Below are 20,815 nucleotides of genomic sequence, written 5' to 3'. Positions count from 1 at the left end.
GGCCTCGCGTGGCCACCGCCGGCGTTCCACAGGGCGTGCCGGGGACGGGTCGGGAGCCGCGTCGGGCGCGGCACGGTCGGGGTCACGCCCCCTCCCGCGCGTGTTCCTGGACGACCACGTGCGCGTTCGTACCGCCGACGCCGAAGGAGCTCACACCTGCCGTACGCGGCCGGCCCGCGGGGGAATCCCACGCCCGGCTCTCGGTCAGCAGGGCGAACCGGCCACGGAGCGCGGCCAGTTCGTCGATCGGGTCGCTCACGTTCGGCGTGCCGGGCAGTACGCCGTGGTGCACGGCGAGGACGGCCTTGATCAGGCCGGCGATGCCCGCGGCCGTGTTGCAGTGGCCGATCGACGCCTTCACGGAGCCGACCGCGACGGCCGGGCCCGTCGTGCCCAGGGCCTCGCCGAGCGCCGTCGCCTCGATCGCGTCACCGAGCCGCGTGCCGGTGCCGTGCGCCTCCACGTACCCGATGTCGGTGCCCGTGACGCCGGCCGCGGCGAGCGCCTGGCCGATGACGCGGGCCTGTCCCTCCACGCCGGGCGCGGAGTAGCCGACGCGGGCCCGTCCGTCGTTGTTGACGGCGCTGCCCCGGATCACGGCGTGGATCGGGTCCCCGTCCCGCTCCGCGTCGGAGAGCCTGCGCAGCAGCAGCGCACCCGCACCGAACCCGCCGACGGTGCCCGAGGCCCGCCGGTCGAACGGCCGGCACACGCCGTCGTCCGCGTACAGGAAGCCGGGGCGGAAGGTGTACGACCCGTCGGACTCGCCGTCGAGTGACACGGCGCCGGCCAGGGCGTAGTCGCTCTCGCCGCGCAGCAGCGCACGGCAGGCCAGGTGGACGGCGTACAGGCCGGTGGAACAGGCCGTGTCGAGGAGGAGCGCCTCTCCCCACAGGTCGTGCAGGTAGGCGAAGCGGGAAGCGACGAACGTCGGGTCGGCGTTGACGACGTCGTCGACCCGGGCCTCGCCGTCGGTGCGGAGCACGCGCGGGCAGCCTGCGTACAAACTGGTGCGGTGGGCGATGTCGGACAGGCGCAGGGAAGCGTCCTCGACGGCCGCCCACAACACCTCGTGCAGGACGCCCTGCTGGGGGTCGCCCGCCGCGACGTCCTCGGCGGTGAAGCCGAGCAGGCCGGCGTCGTAGCCGGTGCCGTCGGCGAGCATGCCCCAACGGGCGACGCGCCGGGTGCCGTCCTCCCGTTCGGTCACCAGCGGGCCCGGGCCCTCGCTGAAACAGTCGCGGCCGGCCGCGAGGTTGTCCCAGAAGGCGTCCAGGTCGGGTGCGCCGGCGAACCGGGCGCCCATGCCGATCACGGCGATCAGATCGTCGTCCGCCGCCTCCCGCACCGTTGCCCGGGGCGGGCGTGCCGCGGACGTCTCCTCCGCGTCGGCGGCCGTGCCGCCGATGAGTCGGGCCTGGGCGCGGACAGTGGTGTGCCGCATGAGCTCGGCCACGGTCGGGCCGGTGCCGGTGGCGGCGCGCAGCGCGTCCTGGAGCTTGACGAGGAGCAGCGAGTGGCCGCCCGCTTCGAAGAAGTTGGTCTCCCGGTCGAAGGTGCGGCCGGGCAGCACCTCCCGCCAGGCCTTCAGGACCGCGGCGGTCACCCCGTCGGCCGTCGGATCGCTCTCGTGCACCGCACGGGGCGCGGGTGCGGCCGGTGCGGCGGGCGCCGCAGCCGGGTCCAGCGGGGCGGGCAGCCGCTTGCGGTCGATCTTGCCGTTCGGGGTCAGCGGCAGTTCGTCGAGCACCAGCAGGTGCGAGGGCACGGCGAACTGCGGTAGCGCGCGCCGCAGATGGGCCCGTACGGAATCGAGGGCGGCAGCGCGTTCCAGGACGGCGTAGCCGACGATCTCCTTCTCTGCGCGGCCGTTGATCCGCGTGGTGACGAAGGCGCCCCGCACCTCCGGGTGGGCCCGCAGCGCCGATTCGACCTCGCCGAGCTCGACGCGCTGACTGCGGATCTTCACCTGGTTGTCGGCGCGGCCGATGAACTCCAACTGCCCGTCCGCGGCCCAGCGCACCCGGTCGCCGGTGCGGTACAGCCGGGCGCCCGGTTCGTCACCGAAGGGATCCGGTACGAAGCGTTCCGCGGTGCGCCGCGGATCGCCCAGGTAGCCGCGGGCCACGCCCGCGCCACCGAGCACCAGCTCGCCCGGTACGTACGGCGGTGCGGGGGTCAGGGTGCCTTCGAGCACCACGTACAGCTGCGTGTCGGGCACGGCGCGGCCGATCGGCACGGTGCGCGCGCCGTCCACGACCTCCTCGATGGGGTGCCAGGACGAGGTGAAGGAGTTCTCGGTGGGGCCGTAGCTGTGCAGCAGGGTGCCCGGTCGCGCCCAACGCAGTGCCTTGCGGACGTGGGGGACGGAGATGATCTCGCCGCCGAAGTAGACGCGGCGCAGCGACTGCAGCAGGTCGGGCGCGTCCTCGATCAGCCGGTTCAGCAACGGTGTGGTGACCAGCAGGGTGGTCACCTCCAGCTCGCGGACGGCTGTGCGCAGTTCTCGGGGACTGAGGACGAGCTCCTTGTCGAGGACGGCCAGGGCCGCGCCGTGTGTGAGGGCGCCCCATATCTCGTACGTGGCGCCGTCGAAGTTGAGCGGCGAAAGGTGCGAGACGGTGTCGTCGGGGCCGAGCGGCAGGAACTCGGGGCGGTGCATCATCCGCAGCACGCCGCCGTGGTGCAGCACCACGCCCTTGGGGCGGCCCGTGGACCCGGACGTGTAGAGCACGTTGAACGCCGTGTCCGGACCGGCCGAGGTCTCCGGTGCGGACACCGGCAGCGCGGCGGAGCCGAGCCGGAGGGCCTGCGGGGTGTGCACGGGCAGCCCCGTCACCCGGTGCTCCTCGCCGGGCTCGGCGAGGAGCAGCCGGGGGCCTGCGTCGGCGACCACCATCTGCAACTGGGCGTCCGGGTAGGCGGGGTCGAGCGGCAGGTAGGCGGCACCGGCCAGACCGACGGCGAGCATCGTGGTCACCGTGTCCCGGCCCGGGCGCAGCAGCAGCGCCACGAGGTCGTCCGTGCGCACGCCCTGGATGCGCAGCCAGTGCGCCATCCGGGCGGCGTCGCGCACGAGTTCGCCGTAGGTGAGCCGTTCGCCGTTGTGGACGACGGCGAGCGCATCGGGGTCCCGGCGCGCCTGTTCCAGGACGAGCTGCGGGACGGTGGCCGCGGTGACCGGAGTGCTCGACGCGGGGTTCCCGGCCGGGGGCCGCACGGTGGCGAGCGAGGCCAGCAGGTCGCGGCAGGTGGTGCCGGGCCGTACGGCGGCCTCCAGCATGCGGTCGATCTGCTCCGCCATCAGCTCGGCCGTGGCGGACGTGTAGAGGGCCCGGTCGTGGTCGATGCGCAGCACGAGCCGGTCCGGGGCCTCGACGGCCGCGAACGCCAGGTCGTACTTGGCGACGGCGGTGTTCGGGTGCAGCAGCCGGACCTCGGCGTCCGGCAGCTGCCAGGACGCGGAGGCCTGCGGCTGGTGCAGGAAGACCGCCGAGTAGAGCGGGGTGGAGCCGGGCGGCGGGTCGCCGGCCTCGGCGTGCGCCTCCATCGACTCCAGGACCTGTTCGCCGAGGGCGGCGGCGTAGTCGCCGAACGGGCGGGCCGCCTCGTGCACGGTCCGGACGGGCAGCACGCGGGTGAACAGGCCGACGGCGTCCTCGGCGCCCGGCTCGTCACGTCCGGCGAACGGCATGCCGAGCACGCCGTCGTCCTCGCCGGACCAGGCGTGCAGCAGGAGGCTCCACACGGCGAGCAGCACCATGGCCGGGCTGACGCCCTCACGGGCGGCGAGGGAGCGCAGCGCCGCCAGTCGTTCCGCGGTCAGGGGGCGCTCGGTCCAGCCGGCCGGGCCGCGCAGTCCGTCCTCGGGGCGCACCAGGTCGGGCAGCGGGGCGAGCAGCGCGGGGTCGCCGTCGAGGAGTTGCGTCCAGTAGGCGTCGGGTGCCGCGGCGGCCGGGCGCGGGACAGGTACCGGTACCACGTCGAAGCCCGGGTCGCCGCCGGTGGCCCGGCTGCGGTAGGCCTGGATCAGGTCCTCGGCGAGTACCTCCACGGAGCGGCCGTCCGCGACGATGTGGTGCACCGTCAGCGTGACGAGGGAGCCGTCGTCGTGCCGCAGCACCTCGGCGCGCAGCAGGGGCGCGGTGCCCGGGTCGAGGGGGCGCTCGGCGGCCCGGGAAGCATCGGCGAGCGCGGCCTCCCGGTCGTACGGGCCGGGGCGCGCGGCGATGTGCAGCGGGACCGTTGCGGCCGGCTCGGCGATGTGCAGGAGCGTGCCGTTCTCCGTGTCGAACCGTCCGGCGGGCGCCGGGTGGCGCACCAGGACGTCGGCCAGTGCCGCTCGCAGGGCCCGCTCGTCGAGCCGGCCGCGGAACTCAAGGGAGAACGGGATGTTGTAGCGGCCGGCATCGGGTTCGCAGCGGTCGGCGAGCCAGATCTCCAGCTGGGCGGAGGAGGCGGCGGTCACGCTCCGGCCTCCGCGCGGACCGGGCCGCCGTCGCCGGCGGTCGCGACGACCTCGCTGAGGTACAGGGCCAGTCCGGCGACGGTCGGGTGGGCGAAGAAGTCGCGCACGCTCAGGGGTATGCCCAGCCGGGTCTTCAGGGAGCGCACGATCCGCACGGCGCACATGGAGTGGCCGCCGACCTCGAAGAAGTTCTCGTCGTCGTGGAACTCGTCGTGGCCCAGGCCCTCGGCCCAGGCGGTACGCGTCAGGGCTGCCAGTTCCGCCGTCGTGCCGTCGGGGGGAAGCGTCGATGTCATGGAGGTTCCTCGGGGTCAGGAGGCCGCGTCGGCGGGTACGAAACGTCGGTAGATGGCATCCACGGAGTCCCAGAGCTGCGGAAACAGCGTGCGTTCGGCCATCTTGCGCAGGCTGAGCGTGGACTCGCCGCGCAGGCTGGTCGGCTGCATGGGACAGGAGGGGCCGCCCTCGGGGCGCGACCCGGTACCGGACGACCCGGCGGGGGAATACGCGGCGGCCTCCGGGTGACCGCCCAACTGGCCCCACACCATGCGCAGGTGGAGCTGCTTCCAGTCCGCGACCGCCCCGTCGAGGCGTATCAGGCTCTGTCGCACCAGGGCCAGTTCGGCCGCGGCGCGCTCCGTCTCGGCGGGCCGGGTGGTGCGGCCCTGGGCGGTGATCAGGTCCTCGGGCGTGAGGTCGGAGCGCTCCAGCGCACGGGTGAACGCCGCCCACAGCGGCTGCGCGGCACGGCGCAGGTTGCGGGCGCCGGGAGAGTCCAGTCCCGTCGTGTTCTCGGGGAACGTGTCGCGCATGGTGAGCAGGGCGGTCTGTGGCAGGAACTCCACCAGCGTGTGCAACGCCTGCACCGGGATCCGGCCCAGGGCGGCGGACCGGTCCAGCACCTGCGCGGTCAGCAGGAAGTCGCTCTCGTCGAGGAGGCCGACCGCGCGGACCATCTCGAAGTGCATCGCCGCCCACGCGTACTCCGTGATGAGGTGCACGGACTGGAACAGCCGCTGGTCGGGGTGGACGAGCCCGTCCTCCGGGAGCAGCGCGGACAGGGCCGTGGTGAGCCGGGTGTCCTCCTCGTAGTTGCTGCCCCGGTCGTACTCGAAGACCAGCAACCGGTCTTCCGCCTGCGGGTTCAGTGCGCGGCGGGCGGCCCCCGGTCGCCCGGTCGTGGCTCGCTTGCTCATAAGCTTTGGTGTCCTCCGGTTCGGGATCGGTCAGCCGGCGACGGGCTGGTGTTCCAAGGCGTTCTCCATGGCGGGGAAGAGCCGGTTGGAGATGACCGACTTCAAGTACGGCACCCCCTCGGTGGCACCGGTGCCGGTCCGCTCACCGATCATCCGGACGGCGAGCCGGTAGTGCGTCTGCTTCCACCGCTGGTGCACCGCCTCCAGTTGCCGGGCGGCGGCGCGCACGACGGCGGCGTCCGGCTCGGAGAGCCAGCCGCTGGAGATCACGTCCTCCCAGGTGCCCTGGACGGTCTCCCGTCCGGCCAGTACCGCGTCGCGCACGTCAGGTACAGAGGTGAACGCAGGCGAATCGAGCCGCGCTCGGGCGGGAGTGGAGCAGTACGACTCGAAGGTCTTGTAGCCCTCCGACTGGATGGCGCTCGCGCCGTCCGTGAACTGCCGGAACTCCTGGAAGGACTCGGGCTGCATGGTGGCCAGCAGCGAGAACAGCGGCAGGGACTCGCGCAGCACGTCGGCGACCGAGGCGATCAGCGCGGCCGCCTCGGCCGGGCGTTCGCCGCGCAGGACGCCCACGGCCGCGTCCAGCGTCGCGGACATGAAGGTGAAGGTCGCCTCGAACGACTGCAGGACCCGCAGGAACAGGTACTCATCGTGGAGGACGTAGACGGGCTGCACGCTGGTGAGCAGGAGCAGCCGCTCCTCGTCACTGGCGGTGGCGATCACCGCGTCGGCCAGTTCGCCGGCCGGGGTCCGGCCCGGGGTCGTGGCGACCGCGACGGGGTCGACGGCGCCGTCCAGGACGCGCAGTGCAGCCGCCTCCATCACACGCGCCGCGAGCCGTAACCGCTTGTTCAACAGCAGGGGCGTGGGAAGCATGCCCTGAGGGTCGGACGGGGCGCCGTCCAGGACGCGGCGTTCGAAACCGACCAGGTCCGCGAGCAACAGCAGGACCGTCCGGTCGCGGCGGCGGCGCAGCGCCTGCCAGTCGCCGGGCGTCGCCGGCCCGGACCCCCTCAGCAGCGGCAGGGCCGTGTAGCTGGGGTAGTCGTAGCGGTCGTCGAACTTGTCCAGGACGACACCGAGGAAACGAGCGAGCACGGTTCCCGCATCGGCGTCGCCGTGCGTTCCGGACGGCCGCGCGGACAGCACGTCCCGGCACTCCGCGAGGACCTCCAGGATCCGGTGCGGGAGGAAGTGCTTGCCGACGGCACGCAGGTGGCTGATCACGGCTTGGTACGGAAAGTCCCGCCTACCGCCGCAATCGCGCCAGCCGCAGAGTTCACGCCAAAGCGGTTCCTCGGTGACATCCATGGTGAATCTCCTCAACGGCGAACGGTGGGTCACTCGAGATTCGCCACAGATCCTGGAGAGTCGCTCAAGTCCTGCTGCACGGCGGACGGAACCCGGAACCCGCTGCCCGGGCACCTCACGCAGTGATCAATTCAGATGAATATTCCGGTTCGCCGGTGTCGGTCGCACGGGGGAGTCTTCTCAACGCCGGGCGGACTCGCCCCGGGGGGGGACACGACGGGACTCACGGCGTACGGACGCGCGCTCATCGTGGCGGGGCGCATCGCCCGGGACCGAAGGCTTCCGGAGCACGGACAGCTGTCCACCCACAACACCAGGTACGACCTGCCTGCACGTCGGCGCCGAGCGCTCCTCGAACTCGACGGATTCCTCGGCGGACTGGGCGTCGCGGACTCGACGGAGGAGAATGGGAAGCAGCTCACGGAGGGTCATGTTTCCCATTGCCCGATTGGCCGCCCGATCGCTGACCGCAGTGCTCCTGAGCACGGCGCTCGCCTGGGGCCCACTTGTCGCCACGGCTGCTTCCGCACCGCCGGGCCGGGTCGAGACCGCCCGATCCATCGAGCTCAGCCCCACCCACGGCCTGCCCGGCACCCGGATCGTCGTACGCGGTTACGGCTTCGAGGACTGCCACACCTACGCGCCCTACGGTGGCAGCGGGGCGAGCGCCGGTGACATCCACGTCACCTGGGAGGGCGCCAACCCCAGTGTCACCCGCGCGGACCTCGAATCCGGCGAGTTCGAGACCGACGTCACGGCACCGTCCGACGCCACCCCCGGTGGCTACGACGTGACCGCCACCTGCACCCTGAAGGGAAAGGGGCACCTCACCGCCACGTCCACGTTCACCGTGGAACTGCGGCCCGAGCCCGCGGCCGAGCCCCGTCTGGCGCTTGAGCCGTCCGAGGGCACCGTGCAGACTTCGATCCGCGTGGCCGGCTCGGGATTCGACCGCTGTGCGGCGAACGACGTCGACGGAGGAACCGGAACCGGAGTGGCCGCGCTCCGCTGGGACAACAGCCCCGTCGAGGCCGTCGCCCCCGAGCAGCTCACCGTCGAGGACGGCACCTTCACGGCCGGCCTTCCCGTGCCGGACGACGCCGCTCCCGGAGTCCACACCATAACGGCCGTGTGCGTCGGGTACGGGGAGATCTCCGCCGAGGCGCCGTTCACCGTGACCCCCGGCGCCGGGACGGAGCAGAACCCGACGGTGACGCTCGATCCCACGTCGGGGCCGGCCGGTACCGCGCGGGTGACGGTCTCCGGTTCCGGGTTCAACTGTTCAACTGTGGACTTGTTGTGGGACGGTGAGCCGCTCGACACGCACGCGGTGTCGGACGACGGCACGTTCACCGCGGCACTCGGGATACGACCGGGAGCGGCCGAAGGCGACTACACGCTGCTGGCGCGCTGCACGGCGGAGCCGGAACAGGCGGCCGAGGCCACGTTCAGCGTGACGGGCCCCACACGTCCCGGCGGTACGGAACCCGGCGGTACGCAACCCGGCGGTACGCAACCCGGTCAGACGGAACCCGGCGGTACGCAACCGGGCCAGACCGATCCGGGTGGCGCCGACCCCGGCCGCACCGATCCGGGCGACAGCACCCCCATCGACGTGACGCCCCACTCCACCAACACCACGACCCCCGTCGGATGGGTCGTCGGCCCGAGCCTGCTCGGCGTGCTCCTGTTGGCCGCCGCCGGATTCGTGTTCCTCAGCCGCGCCCACCGGGGACCGCGCTGGGTGCACGAGCACGTCAGCGCCCAGATCCGCCCCACCACCGCGATGACGGACCTGACCGAGCCCGACCGGGACACCGACCGGCCGACCCGCACCGTACGGCTGGAGCCGCACGAGGACCCGGGGGACCAGACCTTCGAGGAGGAACGCTGATGACCACGGCCCCCGTCGTAGAGCCACTCACCGTCCGGGCCTTCCTGCTCGGCCGGGAGGAGGGACGCAGCACCCACGAGCTCGCCGAATTCCTGCACGAGAACGAGGCCGCCTCGGGCATCCTCCCCGGCGTACGGGGCCTCACCAGCACCGCGGGCCGAGCCGTCGAAACGGAACTGGCCTCCGTCATCGACGGCTTTCTCGACCTGGACCTCATCTCCCTGGCGGCCGGGGGCTGGTCCAAGCACGCCGCCCTGAAGGCCGCCGCCCGCCGGACCCGGCGGACGCTGGGCAGCGAGGAGGTCGTCGCGCTGGCCACTCACAGCATCACCTCCACGCACCGCCCCTACGTGGACGTGCTGGTGGACGGCGCCCGCGCCGCCACCGTCGACGTGGAGCTCACCGTCGTCTTCCGGATCAGCGGGCTCGTCGCCGTCGTCCGCGACGGGCAGCTGATCGCCCTGCGCGGCGCGGCGTGCACGGTCGAGGCACGGCTCTCCGTGCGGCAGCGCGTCCTCCTGTCCCGCCAGGGACGGCTGGACCTGCCCGCGACACTGCACCTGCACTCCCCCATCGACCTGCTACCCCTCCAGGCGCCGCCCCCGGTCGCGCCCCCTCACGCGGGGCTGGGATAGACCCTGGACTGCTTCACGCTGCCGAACGCGAAGCTCGACTCGATCGAGGCGATGCCGGGGATGGCGTGGATGCGGTGGCGGACCAGGGCCTCGTACGCCTCCAGGCTCTCGATGACCACCCTCAGGAGGTAGTCGCTGCTTCCGGCCATCAGATAGCAGTCCTGAATGTGCTCGATCACGGCGACGTGCTCCTCGAAGACGCTCACCGCCTCCTTCGTGTGCCGGTCCAGGCGTATCCGGACGAACACGGTGATCGGCAGGCCGAAGGCGACCTGGTCGACCATGGCCGTGTACCCGCGGATCAGACCGGCTTCCTCCAGGCGCCGCACCCGGCGCAGACAGGGCGACGGGGACAGCCTGACCCGGTCGGCGAGGTCCTGGTTGGACAGCCGCCCGTCGGCCTGCAACTCCCGGATGATCTGCAGATCGACCGCGTCCATCACCACTCCTTGGCAGATTCTGCCCCAAACGTATGTCCGAGGGGCAGAACTGGCAATCGGCTGCCCCGACAAAAGATCTAGCGTTGCTTCCTGGCCGGTTCCGGCCCACGAGGCTGAAGGAGCCCCCTTGGTCACCACGAATGCCGTGCCCGCGGCGGCGCCCCCATCGGCCCGCACCGCCGGCCCCCGAGGGCTCTCCCCGCAGGCGCAGGGCACCCTGGCGCTGGTCGTGACCGTACTGATCTGGGCCGCCTTCGCGCTCAGCGCCCGGGCCCTGAGCACCTCCTCCCTGCTGCCCGCCGACGCGGCCCTGCTGCGCTTCGGGGTCCCGCTCCTCGTCCTGGCGCCCGCGCTGTGGCGGCGTCGCCGGCGGATCGCGGCCGTGCGCCCGGCCGCAGCGCTCAAGATCGCCTGCGGCGCCGGGGTGCCGTTCTTCCTGGCCGCGATGTACGGCGGCTCCCTCACGTCGGCGGCGTTCGTCGGTTCGATCGTCCCCGGGATGGTGCCGTTGTTCGTCTCCGCACTGATGGTCGCCGGCGGTCGGGGCGCGCCCCGCGGGACGCAGGCGGCCGGGCTCGGGCTGATCGCGGTCGGCGTGGTCGCCTTGGTCTGGCGCTACGTCGTCCCGCTCAACACGCACGTGCTGGCCGGCTCCGGCATCCTGCTCGTCGCCAGCGGGCTCTGGGCCCTGTACACGGTCGGACTGAAGGAAGTGGACCTCGATCCGGTCGGATCGATCGGGCTGCTGTGCCTGCCCTCGTTCGCGGTGATGGCACTGCTGGTCCTGACCGGCGTACTGCCCACCGGCCTGGCTTCGGCGGCAGGGAGCGACATAGTCCTGTTCCTGGTGGTGCAGGGACTGGGCGTCGGTCTGTGCGCCGGGCTGCTGTACGCCTTCGCCATCCGCAGTCTGGGCGCGGAGCGCAGCTCCACCGTCGGCAGCCTCAGCCCGGTCGCCGTGGTCCTGCTCGCCGTCCCCCTGCTCGACGAGTCGCCGACCGTGGCCGTACTCGTCGGCGTCCCCCTCATCACCGCGGGTGTCGCCCTCGCCAACCGGCGCCCCCGCCCCAGCTCCCAGCCCGAGGTTCCCGTCCATGCTTGAGCTCCTCCTCCCGCCGCCCGTCGACCCGCTGTGGGACCTGACCGAGGCGTACGGCGCCGACGCGCGGCCCGAGCGCCTGAACCTCGTCCTCGGCGTCTACCGCGACCAGACGGGCGGCACCCCGGTCATGGCTGCCGTCCGCGAGGCCGAGATGCGCCTCGCGGAGCGCTCGGCTTCCAAGGAGTACCGCGGGCTCTCCGGCAACACCTCCTTCAACCGGGCGATGCTCTCGATGGTGCTGGGCTCCGGCGGGGTGACCGAGCGGGCCGTGGCGGTCCAGACGGTCGCGGGGAGCGGCGCGCTGCGCCTGCTGGCCGATCTGATCTGCCGGACCCGGCCGGGCACGACGGTGTGGATCAGCGACCCCGCGTACGTCAACCACCGGCCCATCCTGGAGGCCGCCGGCCTGACCGTGCGGACGTACGGCTGGCTCGACGCCGAGGGCCGGGCCGACACGACGGGCATGCTGCACGACCTGGCCGGGGCGCGGCGCGACGACGTCGTCCTGCTCCAGGGCTGCTGCCACAACCCCACCGGGGTGGACCCGTCCGCCCGGGCCTGGGAGGCCCTGGCCGAGCTCGCCGAGCGGAACGGCTGGGTGCCGTTCGTGGACCTCGCGTACCACGGGCTCGGCGACGGCCTGGAAGCCGATCTGGCGGCCACCCGGATGCTCGCCGAGCGGGTGCCGGAGATGCTCATCGCCATCAGCTGTTCGAAGAACTTCGGCCTGTACAGCGACCGCACCGGCTGCGCCGTCGTGCTCGGCTCGTCCCGCCAGTCGCTGCGGCACGTGGAAACGGCGCTGCAGAACGCGGCCCGTACCCTCTACTCCATGCCGCCGGAGCACGGCGCCGCGGTCGTGACGACGATCCTGGAGGACGACGGGCTGCGGGACCTCTGGCGCACCGAGCTCGACGAGATGCGCGGGCGCATCGAGTCCAACCGGCGGGATCTGACCTCGGAGTTGACCGCGCTGGGCTGGGGCGCTCCGGCCGATGTGCTGGCACGGCAGAAGGGCATGTTCTCGATGCTGCCGCTCACGCCGCGCCAGATGCTGCGGATGCGGAGCCGGTTCGCGATCTACGGAACGACCGCGGGGCGCATCAACATCGCGGGAATCCCGGCGCACCGGATCTCCTGCCTCGCGCAAGGGATCGCGGCCGTCCTCGACGAGGGCTAGGACCGGAAAGGTTCGCCCGCCCCGCGGCGTCCGCCCGCGGGTGCGGGCCGGCGGGGCACGGGGGCGACGACGGTAGGTGCGCTCCGGTTCCCCGCCGGCGGGTTCGCGGGCGGCGTCTTCCTCGCAGCCCCCTTCGCCTTCCCCGCCACGCCACGCCCCGGCCCGCCCCGGGGCGCTCAAGCTGACATTCCATCAGGTCATCTGTCCCGGACTATTGACTCTGCTCGCGCCAGTGACGATTCTCGTCGCACTGCCTGCGCGGGACATGACAATTCACCGGCTCCCTCAGACGGTCTGCGTCCTCGACCGCGCCCTCCGCCGACCGACGACGTGAGTGATGACCATGACCCGATCTCCCCACAGCAGGCGCGGCCCCCTCGCGGTGCTGGCCCTGCTCCTCACCGTGCTGGCCATGGCCCTCGGCCCCGCGCCCGGCGCCGCCGCCGAGACCGAGGCCGGCTGGTGGAACCCCACCGCGCGGCCCGCGCCCGACTCACAGATCAACGTCACGGGCGAGCCTTTCAAGGGGACCGACGCCCAGGGCCAGGTCCGGGGCTTCGTCGACGCCCACGACCACATCATGTCCAACGAGGGCTTCGGGGGCCGGCTGATCTGCGGCAAGGCCTTCTCCGACCTGGGCGTCGCCGACGCCCTCAAGGACTGCCCGGAGCACTACCCCGACGGCTCGCTGGCCATTTTCGACTTCGTGACCAAGGGCGGGGACGGCAAGCACGACCCGAACGGGTGGCCGACGTTCAAGGACTGGCCCGCCCACGACTCGCTGACCCACCAGCAGAACTACTACGCCTGGATCGAACGTGCCTGGCGCGGCGGTCAGCGGGTGCTCGTCAACGACCTGGTCACCAACGGGGTGATCTGCTCGGTCTACTTCTTCAAGGACCGCAGCTGCGACGAGATGACCGCCATCCGCCTCGAAGCGCAGAAGTCCTACGACATGCAGGCCTACATCGACAAGATGTACGGCGGCCCGGGCAAGGGCTGGTTCCGGATCGTCACCGACTCCGCGCAGGCCCGTGACGTGATCCAGCAGGGCAAGCTTGCCGTGGTCCTGGGCGTGGAGACCTCCGAGCCGTTCGGCTGCAAGCAGATCCTGGACATCGCCCAGTGCAGCAAGGAGGACATCGACCGCGGTCTCGACGAGCTGCACCGGATCGGCGTCCGCAGCATGTTCCTGTGCCACAAGTTCGACAACGCGCTGTGCGGGGTGCGCTTCGACGAGGGCGCCCTCGGTACGGCGATCAACGTGGGGCAGTTCCTGTCCACCGGCACCTTCTGGAAGACCGAGCAGTGCGCCGGCCCGCAGCACGACAACCCGATCGGCCTGGCGCCGGCGCCTTCGGCACAGAAGGAGCTGCCGGCCGGGGTGGCGGTCCCCTCGTACGCCGCTGACTCGCAGTGCAACACCCGCGGTCTCACCGACCTCGGCGAGTACGCCGTGCGCGGCATGATGAAGCGCAAGATGATGCTCGAGGTCGACCACATGAGCGTCAAGGCGGCGGGCCGGGCCTTCGACATCCTTGAGTCCGAGTCGTACCCGGGCGTGATCTCCTCGCACAGCTGGATGGACCTGGGCTGGACCGAACGCCTCTACAAGCTCGGCGGGTTCGCCGCCCAGTACATGAGCGGCTCCGAGGCGTTCAGCGCGGAGGCCAAGCGCACGGACGCGCTGCGCGACAAGTACCACGTGGGCTACGGGTACGGCACCGACATGAACGGGGTCGGCGGCTGGCCGGGCCCGCGCGGCGCCGAGACCCCGAACCCGGTGAAGTACCCGTTCCGCAGCACCGACGGCGGCTCCGTCATCGACAAGCAGACCACCGGCCAGCGCACCTGGGACCTCAACACCGACGGCGCCTCGCACTACGGCCTGGTCCCCGACTGGATCGAGGACATCCGGCTCGTCGGTGGCCAGGGGGTCGTGGACGACCTCTTCAAGGGCGCCGAGTCCTACCTCCACACCTGGGGGGCGTCCGAGCAGCACAAGGCCGGGGTCAACCTCGCCGCGGGCGCGTCCGCCTCGGCCAGCTCCGCCGAGTGGAACCCGTTCGTCAGCTACGCGCCCGGCCGTGCCGTGGACGGCAACACGGGCACCCGCTGGGCGAGCGACTGGAGCGACGACCAGTGGCTGCGCATCGACCTCGGATCCCCCGGCCTCGTCAAGCGCGTCACCCTCGACTGGGAACGCGCGTACGGGAGGTCGTACCGCATCGAGGTCTCCGCCGACGACACGAACTGGCAGACCGTGTGGTCCACCACCACCGGTGACGGCGGCCTGGACACGGCCCAGTTCGCCGGCGTGCCGGCCCGTTACGTACGCATCCACGGTGTGGGGCGCGGCACCCAGTGGGGCTACTCCCTGCACGAGGTCGGCGTCTACAGCAGCTGACGGCGCCGGGGCGACCTCCGGAGCCGGGGCCGGCCGGATCGGGTGAGCCGATCCGGCCGGCCCCGGCGACCGTCCGGCGCGGCACGCGAACGAAGGGAACCGAATCCGCATGGCACGGATGCCGTTGGCGCAGCGGCGTCGGCAGCTGACCGAGGCCGCGATCCGCGCGATGACCCGTGACGGCGTCCCCAGGACGACGACGCGGTCGATCGCCGCCGAGGCGGGCGTGTCACTGAGCGTCTTCCACTACTGCTTCGACTCCAAGCAGGCGCTGCTCGAATCCGTCATCGAGACGATCACCGAGCACTACCTGGCCGTCGTGAAGGAAGCGATCCGGCCGCGCACCACCCTCCACGAGACCGTCCGGGCCGGGTTCCAGGCGTACTGGGACCACGTCCGCGCCCACCCCGCCGAACACATGCTCACGTACGAGCTCACGCAGTACGCCCTGCGCGAGCCGGGGTTCGAACACCTGGCGCGGCGGCAGTACGCGTTGTACTGCGACACGTACGGCGAACTCATCGAGCAGGCGCGTCGCGGCACGGACGTCGAACTGAGCGTCCCCGTCCCCGTGCTGGCCCGCTATCTGGCGGCGATGACGGACGGGCTGACCCTGAACTTCCTGGTCCTGGGCGACGGCACCGCGGCGGCGGAGATCCTCGACATGGTCACCGACCACGTCGCGGGCCTGGTCCTCGACGGACAGCTCCTCCCGTACACCGGCCACGTCCCCACCTGAGGAGCGGACCGGGCCCGCTGGAGCCCTTGGAACGCACTGCGGGTCGGCCTCTCACCCGAGCAGCGGGTGGGCCTCCGGGTGGGCGTTCCACCACGTCCGGTGGAAGGCGTTGTTGTCCACGTTGGCCAGGTACGCACCGGCCGCCGCACGGTAGAGGGCTTCCGCCTGCCCGGGGGAAACGGCCGAGCGGTTCCAGGCGAGCCGGATGCGGCCCGTGATCGGGGTGCCCAGCAGCGGGCGCATCACCGTGCCCTCCACGGCGGGGGCCGTGGGCTGGGTGAGGGAGATGGCGCGGCCCGCCGCCACCAGGTCGTGGCGCATCTTGCGGTCGGTGATCCGGTAGCGCAGGGAAGGGACGAAGCCGGCCTTCGCGCAGGCCTCGACCAGGGCCTCCGGTCCGCCGTCGTCGTCCTCCACCAGGGTCATCCACAGCTCGTCGGCCAGGTCGGCGAGGTCCAGGACGTCCCGCCCCGCGAGGGGGTGCCGGGTGGACATCCGGACGCAGAAGGGCTCCTTGGGCACGAGGGTCCGGGCCAGGGCCCCTTGGGGCAGCGCGACCTCGTGGTCGTTCACCTCGCCGTACACGATGACGTCGTACCGACCCGCCCCGAGCATCCGTACCAGTGCGGTCACCGAGTGCTCCACGTCCACCGTGATCTCCCGCCCGGACAGGATCAGGTCCGTCCGTGCGAGCAGGCCGTCGATCAGCACGAGCAGGATGCAGCCGAGCCGCAGCGGGGCGTCGGTCGCCATGGCGCGCGTCTCCGCTCCGAGCGTCTCCATCTCGTTGAGCACGCGGCGGGCCTTGGCCAACACGAACTGGCCGAGCGGGGTGGGTTCCACACCGTGCCGGCCGCGGACGAACAGTTCGCCGCCGGTGACCCGCTCGATCCTGCGCAGTTGCGCGGAGAGCGCCGGCTGGGAGACGCCCAGCCGCCGCGCCGCGCCGCCCAGGCTTCCGGACTCCGCTATCTGGCACACGGCTTGCAGATGCCTCAACTCCAGCTGCATCCCGGCAGCGTACGCAGCGTGACCTCACCGCACCATAACGCGGGTCTTATGCGCGCAGAGATGTCCCAATCTCGCCATGTCCACGCCCATACTCGGCGCGAACAGCCAGCCGCAACCCCCCACACACGATCGGAGTGGACTCTTGCAGCCCACCAGATGGATGGCTTCCGTGGCGGCCATGGCGCTGACCGCGGGCCTCGCCGGCACGCTGGCCACCGCCGCGTCCGCCGCACCGCACGCCCAGCCCGCCCCGTCCCCACGGGCGAAGTCCGCCGAGCGCGCGGTCGCCGCCGCCGACGCGGCGGTCAGGAGCGGTCTCGACACCCTGGTCAACTCGCCCCAGCAGCAGTACGACCGGCGCCTGGTCACCCCCTGGGTCAAGGACCTGTACTCCGTCTCCTACGAACGCAGCTACCGCGGCCTGCCGGTCGTCGGCGGCGACGCGGTCGTCCTCGCCGACGGCGAAGGACGGGTCCGCGCCCTCCAGTCGGCCTCCTCCACCGTGATCGACGTGGCGACCACCCCCTCCGTCACCGCGAAGGCGGCGGAGGCCACTTCACGCGCGGAGCTGGCGAAGGTCGACAAGGTGCTCGACAGCCGGCTCGTCGTCAAGATCAAGGACGACAAGCAGTTCCTCGCCTGGGAGACCGTCCTCTCCGGCAGCACCAAGACGGCGCCGAGCAAGCTGCACGTCTTCGTCGACGCCCGCACCGGCAAGGTCGTCGACCGTCACGACGAGGTCGTGGCCGGCAGCGGCACCAGCAAGTGGAACGGCCCGAACCCGCTCACCATCGACACCACGGCCTCGGGCGGCTCGTACTCGCTGCGCGACCCGAACCGGCCCGGTCTGAGCTGCGCGGACTACAGCACCGGCAGCGTCTTCACGAAGTCCTCGGACTCCTGGGGCACGGGCAGTGCGACGTCGAAGGAAACCGGCTGTACGGACCTCATGTTCGCCGCTCAGAAGCAGTGGGACATGCTCGGTCAGTGGCTGGGCCGCAACGGCGTCAGCGGCAACGGCCGCAGCTTCCCCGGCAAGGTGGGCCTCGGTGACCTCAACGCCTACTGGGACGGCAGCTCGGTCACCATCGGGCACAACAGCGCCAACGAGTGGATCGCCGGGATCGACGTGGTGGGCCACGAGTACGGGCACGCCATCGACTCCAACACCCCCGGCGGCACCAGCGGCCAGGAGGCCGGGCTCGGCGAGGGCACCGGAGACATCTTCGGCGCGCTGACCGAGGCGTACGCCAACGAGCCGGCCCCGTACGACACTCCGGACTACACCGTCGGCGAGATGATCGACCTCCAGGGCCGGGGACCGATCCGGAACATGTACAACCCGCCGGCCGTCAACAACGACCCGGCCTGCTACAGCTCCGCAATACCCGGCACGGAGGTCCACGCGGCGGCCGGGCCCCTGAACCACTGGTTCTACCTGCTGGCCGAAGGCAGCAACCCGGGCGGCGGCAAGCCGAGCAGCCCCACCTGCAACCAGTCCACGGTCACCGGCGTGGGCGTCCAGAACGCCGGCAAGATCTTCTACGGCGGCATGCTGCTCAAGACCAGCAGCATGTCCTACAAGAAGTACCGGACGGCGACCCTCAGCTCCGCGAAGTCGCTCGACCCGACCACCTGCAACCTGTTCACCAGGACCAAGGCCGCCTGGGACGCCATCAGTGTGCCTGCCCAGTCCGGCGACCCGACCTGCACCCCGAGCGGTCAGAACGACGACTTCTCGCTGGCGCTGAACCCGCCGTCGGGCACCGTCCAGCAGGGCGCCTCGGTGACCACCACCGTGACCACCAACACCACCACCGGGCAGGCCCAGCAGGTGACCCTCACCGCCACGGGCCTGCCGTCGGGAGTGACCGCCTCGTTCAACCCGGCCACCGTGCAGTCCGGCCAGTCCTCGACGCTGACCCTCTCCGCCACGTCCAACGCGGCGCCGGGAGCCTCCACCGTCACCGTCAAGGGCCAGGGCCCGAGCCTCGCGCACACCGTCGACTACGCGCTCAACGTCGGTGGGACCCCGCCGGGCACCGACCCGCCCAACATCAACGTGGCCAACGTCCAGGCGCACCTGACCCAGCTGAACACGATCGCCTCGCAGAACGGCGGAAACCGTCGGGCCGGCAGCGCCGGGTACAACCAGTCCCTGGCGTACGTCAAGGGCAAGCTGCAGGCGGCCGGCTTCACCGTCACCGAGCAGAACTGCACCTCGTGCACCTACCCGTCCAACAACCTGATCGCGGACTGGCCTGGCGGCCCGGCCGACCAGATCGTCATGTTCGGCGCCCACCTCGACAGCGTCTCTGCGGGTCCGGGCATCAACGACAACGGCTCGGGCTCCGCGACCCTGCTGGAGAACGCGCTCGTCCTCGCGCAGAAGAACCCCACCATGACCAAGCACGTGCGCTTCGCCTGGTGGACCGACGAGGAGCAGGGCCTGAACGGCTCGGAGTTCTACGTGGGCCAGCTCAGCAGCGCGCAGAAGGCCGCCATCAAGGGCTACTACAACTTCGACATGGTCGGCTCGCCCAACGGCGGCTACTTCATCAACAACCTCAACTCCACCACCGCCGCTCCCCTGAAGGCGTACTGGACCTCGCTGAACCTCGCCCCCGAGGAGAACACCGAGGGCCAGGGCCGCAGTGACGACTACTCCTTCCAGCAGGGCGGCATCCCCACGTCCGGCTACGCGGCCGGCGCCAGCGCCCGCAAGACCTCGGCACAGGCCACGAAGTGGGGCGGCACCGCCAACGCGGCGTACGACTCCTGCTACCACAGCTCCTGCGACACCGCGAACAACATCAACGCGACGGTCCTGGACCGCAGCGCCGACGGCGTCGCCTACGCGATATGGAAGCAGGCCGTCGGCGGGGACACCCCGGCGCAGGACTTCTCGATCAGCACGTCCCCGGCCGCCGGCTCCGCCAATCCGGGCGGCAGCGTCACCTCCACGGTGAACACCACCACCGTGAGCGGCAACCCCCAGACGGTCGCACTGTCCGTCTCCGGAGCCCCGTCCGGCGTGACCGCGACGCTCAACCCGACCTCGGTGCAGTCCGGCAGCTCCTCGACGCTCACGGTCCAGGTCGGTGCCGGCACCGCGCAGGGGACGTACACCCTGACCGTCACCGGTAGCGGCACGGTCGGACACAGCACGACCTACACCCTGACCGTCGGCGACGGCGGGGGCACGTGCACCCCGCGCCAGGTGGTCGCCAACGGCGACTTCGAAAGCGGGAGCAGCCCGTGGACCGCCACCTCCGGGGTCATCACCAACCAGTCCGGCCAGGTCGCGCACGGCGGCGCCTACATGGCCTGGTTGAACGGCTACGGCAGCTCGCACACGGACAGCGCCTCGCAGTCGCTGACCCTCCCCTCCGGCTGCGCCACGGGCCGGCTCTCCTTCTACCTCCACATCGACACCGACGAGAACGAGAACGTGGTCTACGACCGGTTCACCGTCTCGGTGGGCGGCCAGACCCTGGAGACCCTGTCCAACCTGGACGCGGCCCCGGGCTACGTGCTCAAGAGCTACGACGTGTCCCGGTTCGCCGGCCAGACCGTCAGCCTGAAGTTCCAGGGCGCGGAGGACCAGTCCCTCCAGACCTCCTTCGTGGTGGACGACGTCACCCTCCAGGTGGGCTGACGCCCGCCTGAGCCCGTCCCGAGCGGCGTGCGACCCGGCTTTCACGGTCGGGTCGCACGCCGCTCGGCCGTGTCAGTAGGGGCGCGGGGACATCACCTGCGGAACCGCGTCCGGGGCTTCGAGGACGCAGCGGGGAACACCGGGGCCGGGTGTCGTACGGACGGACACCGTCTGCGGCGGATCGGTCGGCAGTTCCACCTGCACGGTGACCGGCCGGTCATCGTGCGTGGTGCCGTGGCCGGTCTCCTTGCCGTCGACCAGGATCTCCACCTCGACCCGGTGGCCGGTCTCGACGGTGGCGCTGACGGAGTGCCCGGCATGATCGATGTGGAAGTGATGGCGTCGTCTCATGGGGTCGCCTCCGGGGCACTGCACGCCGTCCCCTCGTCCAGGGTAGTCGCGGGCGGCGGCGCCGGCAGGTCGTGGGTGCCGGGTCGTGGGTCGCACGCCGGCACCGACGACCTGCCGGCCGCGGTCCTCACAGGGTGGCCCGGCGGCCTCGACGCCGAGCGAGCACGTGCCAGGCGGTCTCCGGATCGGGGAGGCCTTCGAGGCCGGCACGGGACCGTTCCAGGTGCGCCGTGGTCCGTTCGGCCGGCAGGCCGAGGTACGCGCTGCTCACCGCCTCGCCGTGGCCGCGCAGCCCGCCGTGCTCGACGGTCGCCCGGACTGCGGCGCGGCGCGGCGCGCCATCACGGAACGGGAGATGCGCAGCGGCTGCGCCAGTTCGAGTCGCCCGGTGTGCCGGGTCGGGCTCATCCGGCACCGCCG

15 protein-coding genes and 1 pseudogene are annotated in these 20,815 nt (G+C 71.8%); 7 read left to right on the top strand and 9 right to left on the bottom strand.

The genetic code is table 11. The features are described 5' to 3' along the window. Window positions 1-82: 82 nt before the first annotated feature. The 4 genes from ABZZ20_RS00710 to ABZZ20_RS00695 are packed head-to-tail and all read right to left on the bottom strand — an operon-like array spanning window position 83 to window position 6,978. Window positions 83-4,468 carry an amino acid adenylation domain-containing protein gene (locus tag ABZZ20_RS00710; RefSeq protein WP_356865252.1) on the bottom strand — a complete coding sequence of 1,462 codons (4,386 nt, stop codon included), beginning with the start codon at window positions 4,466-4,468 and terminating at the stop codon, window positions 83-85. Then, window positions 4,465-4,764: an acyl carrier protein gene (locus ABZZ20_RS00705; protein WP_356865250.1), complete on the bottom strand. Its 300-nt coding sequence runs from the start codon at window positions 4,762-4,764 to the stop codon at window positions 4,465-4,467. The genes ABZZ20_RS00710 and ABZZ20_RS00705 overlap by 4 nt, the downstream gene beginning before the upstream one ends. Window positions 4,765-4,779: 15 nt before the next feature. Continuing rightward, window positions 4,780-5,664 (bottom strand): hypothetical protein, encoded by an 885-nt coding sequence (locus ABZZ20_RS00700; RefSeq protein WP_356865248.1) that lies wholly within the window; start codon window positions 5,662-5,664, stop codon window positions 4,780-4,782. Window positions 5,665-5,694: 30 nt separating this feature from the next. Beyond that, a complete protein-coding gene (locus tag ABZZ20_RS00695) occupies window positions 5,695-6,978 on the bottom strand; it encodes a tryptophan 2,3-dioxygenase (RefSeq protein ID WP_356865246.1) in 1,284 nt (427 codons plus the stop codon). A gap of 430 nt (window positions 6,979-7,408) precedes the next feature. Between ABZZ20_RS00695 and ABZZ20_RS00690 the strand changes: the two genes are divergently transcribed. Beyond that, entirely contained in the window at window positions 7,409-8,872 is a 1,464-nt protein-coding gene (locus tag ABZZ20_RS00690; RefSeq protein ID WP_356865244.1) for a hypothetical protein, read from the top strand. Beyond that, window positions 8,872-9,507 (top strand): hypothetical protein, encoded by a 636-nt coding sequence (locus ABZZ20_RS00685; RefSeq protein ID WP_356865242.1) that lies wholly within the window; start codon window positions 8,872-8,874, stop codon window positions 9,505-9,507. Before ABZZ20_RS00690 ends, ABZZ20_RS00685 begins: the two co-directional genes overlap by 1 nt. Here the strand turns inward: ABZZ20_RS00685 and ABZZ20_RS00680 are convergent. Continuing rightward, window positions 9,489-9,947 (bottom strand): Lrp/AsnC family transcriptional regulator, encoded by a 459-nt coding sequence (locus ABZZ20_RS00680; RefSeq protein WP_356865240.1) that lies wholly within the window; start codon window positions 9,945-9,947, stop codon window positions 9,489-9,491. The two genes, ABZZ20_RS00685 and ABZZ20_RS00680, sit on opposite strands and share 19 nt — an antisense overlap. A gap of 127 nt (window positions 9,948-10,074) precedes the next feature. Here ABZZ20_RS00680 and ABZZ20_RS00675 point away from each other — a divergent pair, with 127 nt between their 5' ends. The 4 genes from ABZZ20_RS00675 to ABZZ20_RS00660 all read left to right on the top strand — a co-directional run bounded on the left by ABZZ20_RS00675 (window position 10,075) and on the right by ABZZ20_RS00660 (window position 15,375). Continuing rightward, window positions 10,075-11,049: a DMT family transporter gene (locus ABZZ20_RS00675; protein WP_356865238.1), complete on the top strand. Its 975-nt coding sequence runs from the start codon at window positions 10,075-10,077 to the stop codon at window positions 11,047-11,049. Next, entirely contained in the window at window positions 11,042-12,229 is a 1,188-nt protein-coding gene (locus ABZZ20_RS00670; RefSeq protein WP_356865236.1) for an aromatic amino acid transaminase, read from the top strand. Before ABZZ20_RS00675 ends, ABZZ20_RS00670 begins: the two co-directional genes overlap by 8 nt. Window positions 12,230-12,572: 343 nt before the next feature. Further along, window positions 12,573-14,636: a discoidin domain-containing protein gene (locus ABZZ20_RS00665; RefSeq protein ID WP_356865234.1), complete on the top strand. Its 2,064-nt coding sequence runs from the start codon at window positions 12,573-12,575 to the stop codon at window positions 14,634-14,636. Between the two features lie 109 nt (window positions 14,637-14,745). Continuing rightward, a complete protein-coding gene (locus tag ABZZ20_RS00660; RefSeq protein WP_356865232.1) occupies window positions 14,746-15,375 on the top strand; it encodes a TetR/AcrR family transcriptional regulator in 630 nt (209 codons plus the stop codon). 51 nt (window positions 15,376-15,426) lie between these two features. On the opposite strand, the gene ABZZ20_RS00655 is transcribed toward ABZZ20_RS00660, so the two are convergent. Then, window positions 15,427-16,386, bottom strand: a complete 960-nt coding sequence (locus ABZZ20_RS00655) for a LysR family transcriptional regulator (protein WP_356865230.1) — start codon at window positions 16,384-16,386, stop codon at window positions 15,427-15,429. A 178-nt stretch (window positions 16,387-16,564) separates the two neighbouring features. Here ABZZ20_RS00655 and ABZZ20_RS00650 point away from each other — a divergent pair, with 178 nt between their 5' ends. Beyond that, entirely contained in the window at window positions 16,565-20,044 is a 3,480-nt protein-coding gene (locus ABZZ20_RS00650; protein WP_356865228.1) for a M28 family peptidase, read from the top strand. 72 nt (window positions 20,045-20,116) lie between these two features. Here the strand turns inward: ABZZ20_RS00650 and ABZZ20_RS00645 are convergent, their stop codons facing one another. The 3 genes and pseudogenes from ABZZ20_RS00645 to ABZZ20_RS00635 all read right to left on the bottom strand — a co-directional run. Then, the gene (locus ABZZ20_RS00645; RefSeq protein ID WP_356865226.1) at window positions 20,117-20,395 is read right to left on the bottom strand and encodes a hypothetical protein; all 279 of its coding nucleotides are present in this window, start codon (window positions 20,393-20,395) and stop codon (window positions 20,117-20,119) included. A 127-nt stretch (window positions 20,396-20,522) separates the two neighbouring features. Then, the gene (locus ABZZ20_RS00640) at window positions 20,523-20,666 is read right to left on the bottom strand and encodes a hypothetical protein (RefSeq protein WP_356866158.1); all 144 of its coding nucleotides are present in this window, start codon (window positions 20,664-20,666) and stop codon (window positions 20,523-20,525) included. Further along, window positions 20,643-20,803: pseudogene (locus ABZZ20_RS00635) on the bottom strand (dipeptide epimerase); the annotation flags it as partial. The pseudogene ABZZ20_RS00635 and the gene ABZZ20_RS00640, both read right to left, overlap by 24 nt. Window positions 20,804-20,815: the final 12 nt, after the last annotated feature.

The organism is Streptomyces sp. NPDC006430, assembly GCF_040612395.1.
Lineage (GTDB): Bacteria > Actinomycetota > Actinomycetes > Streptomycetales > Streptomycetaceae > Streptomyces.
This window is presented reverse-complemented; position numbering and strand designations above follow the sequence as displayed.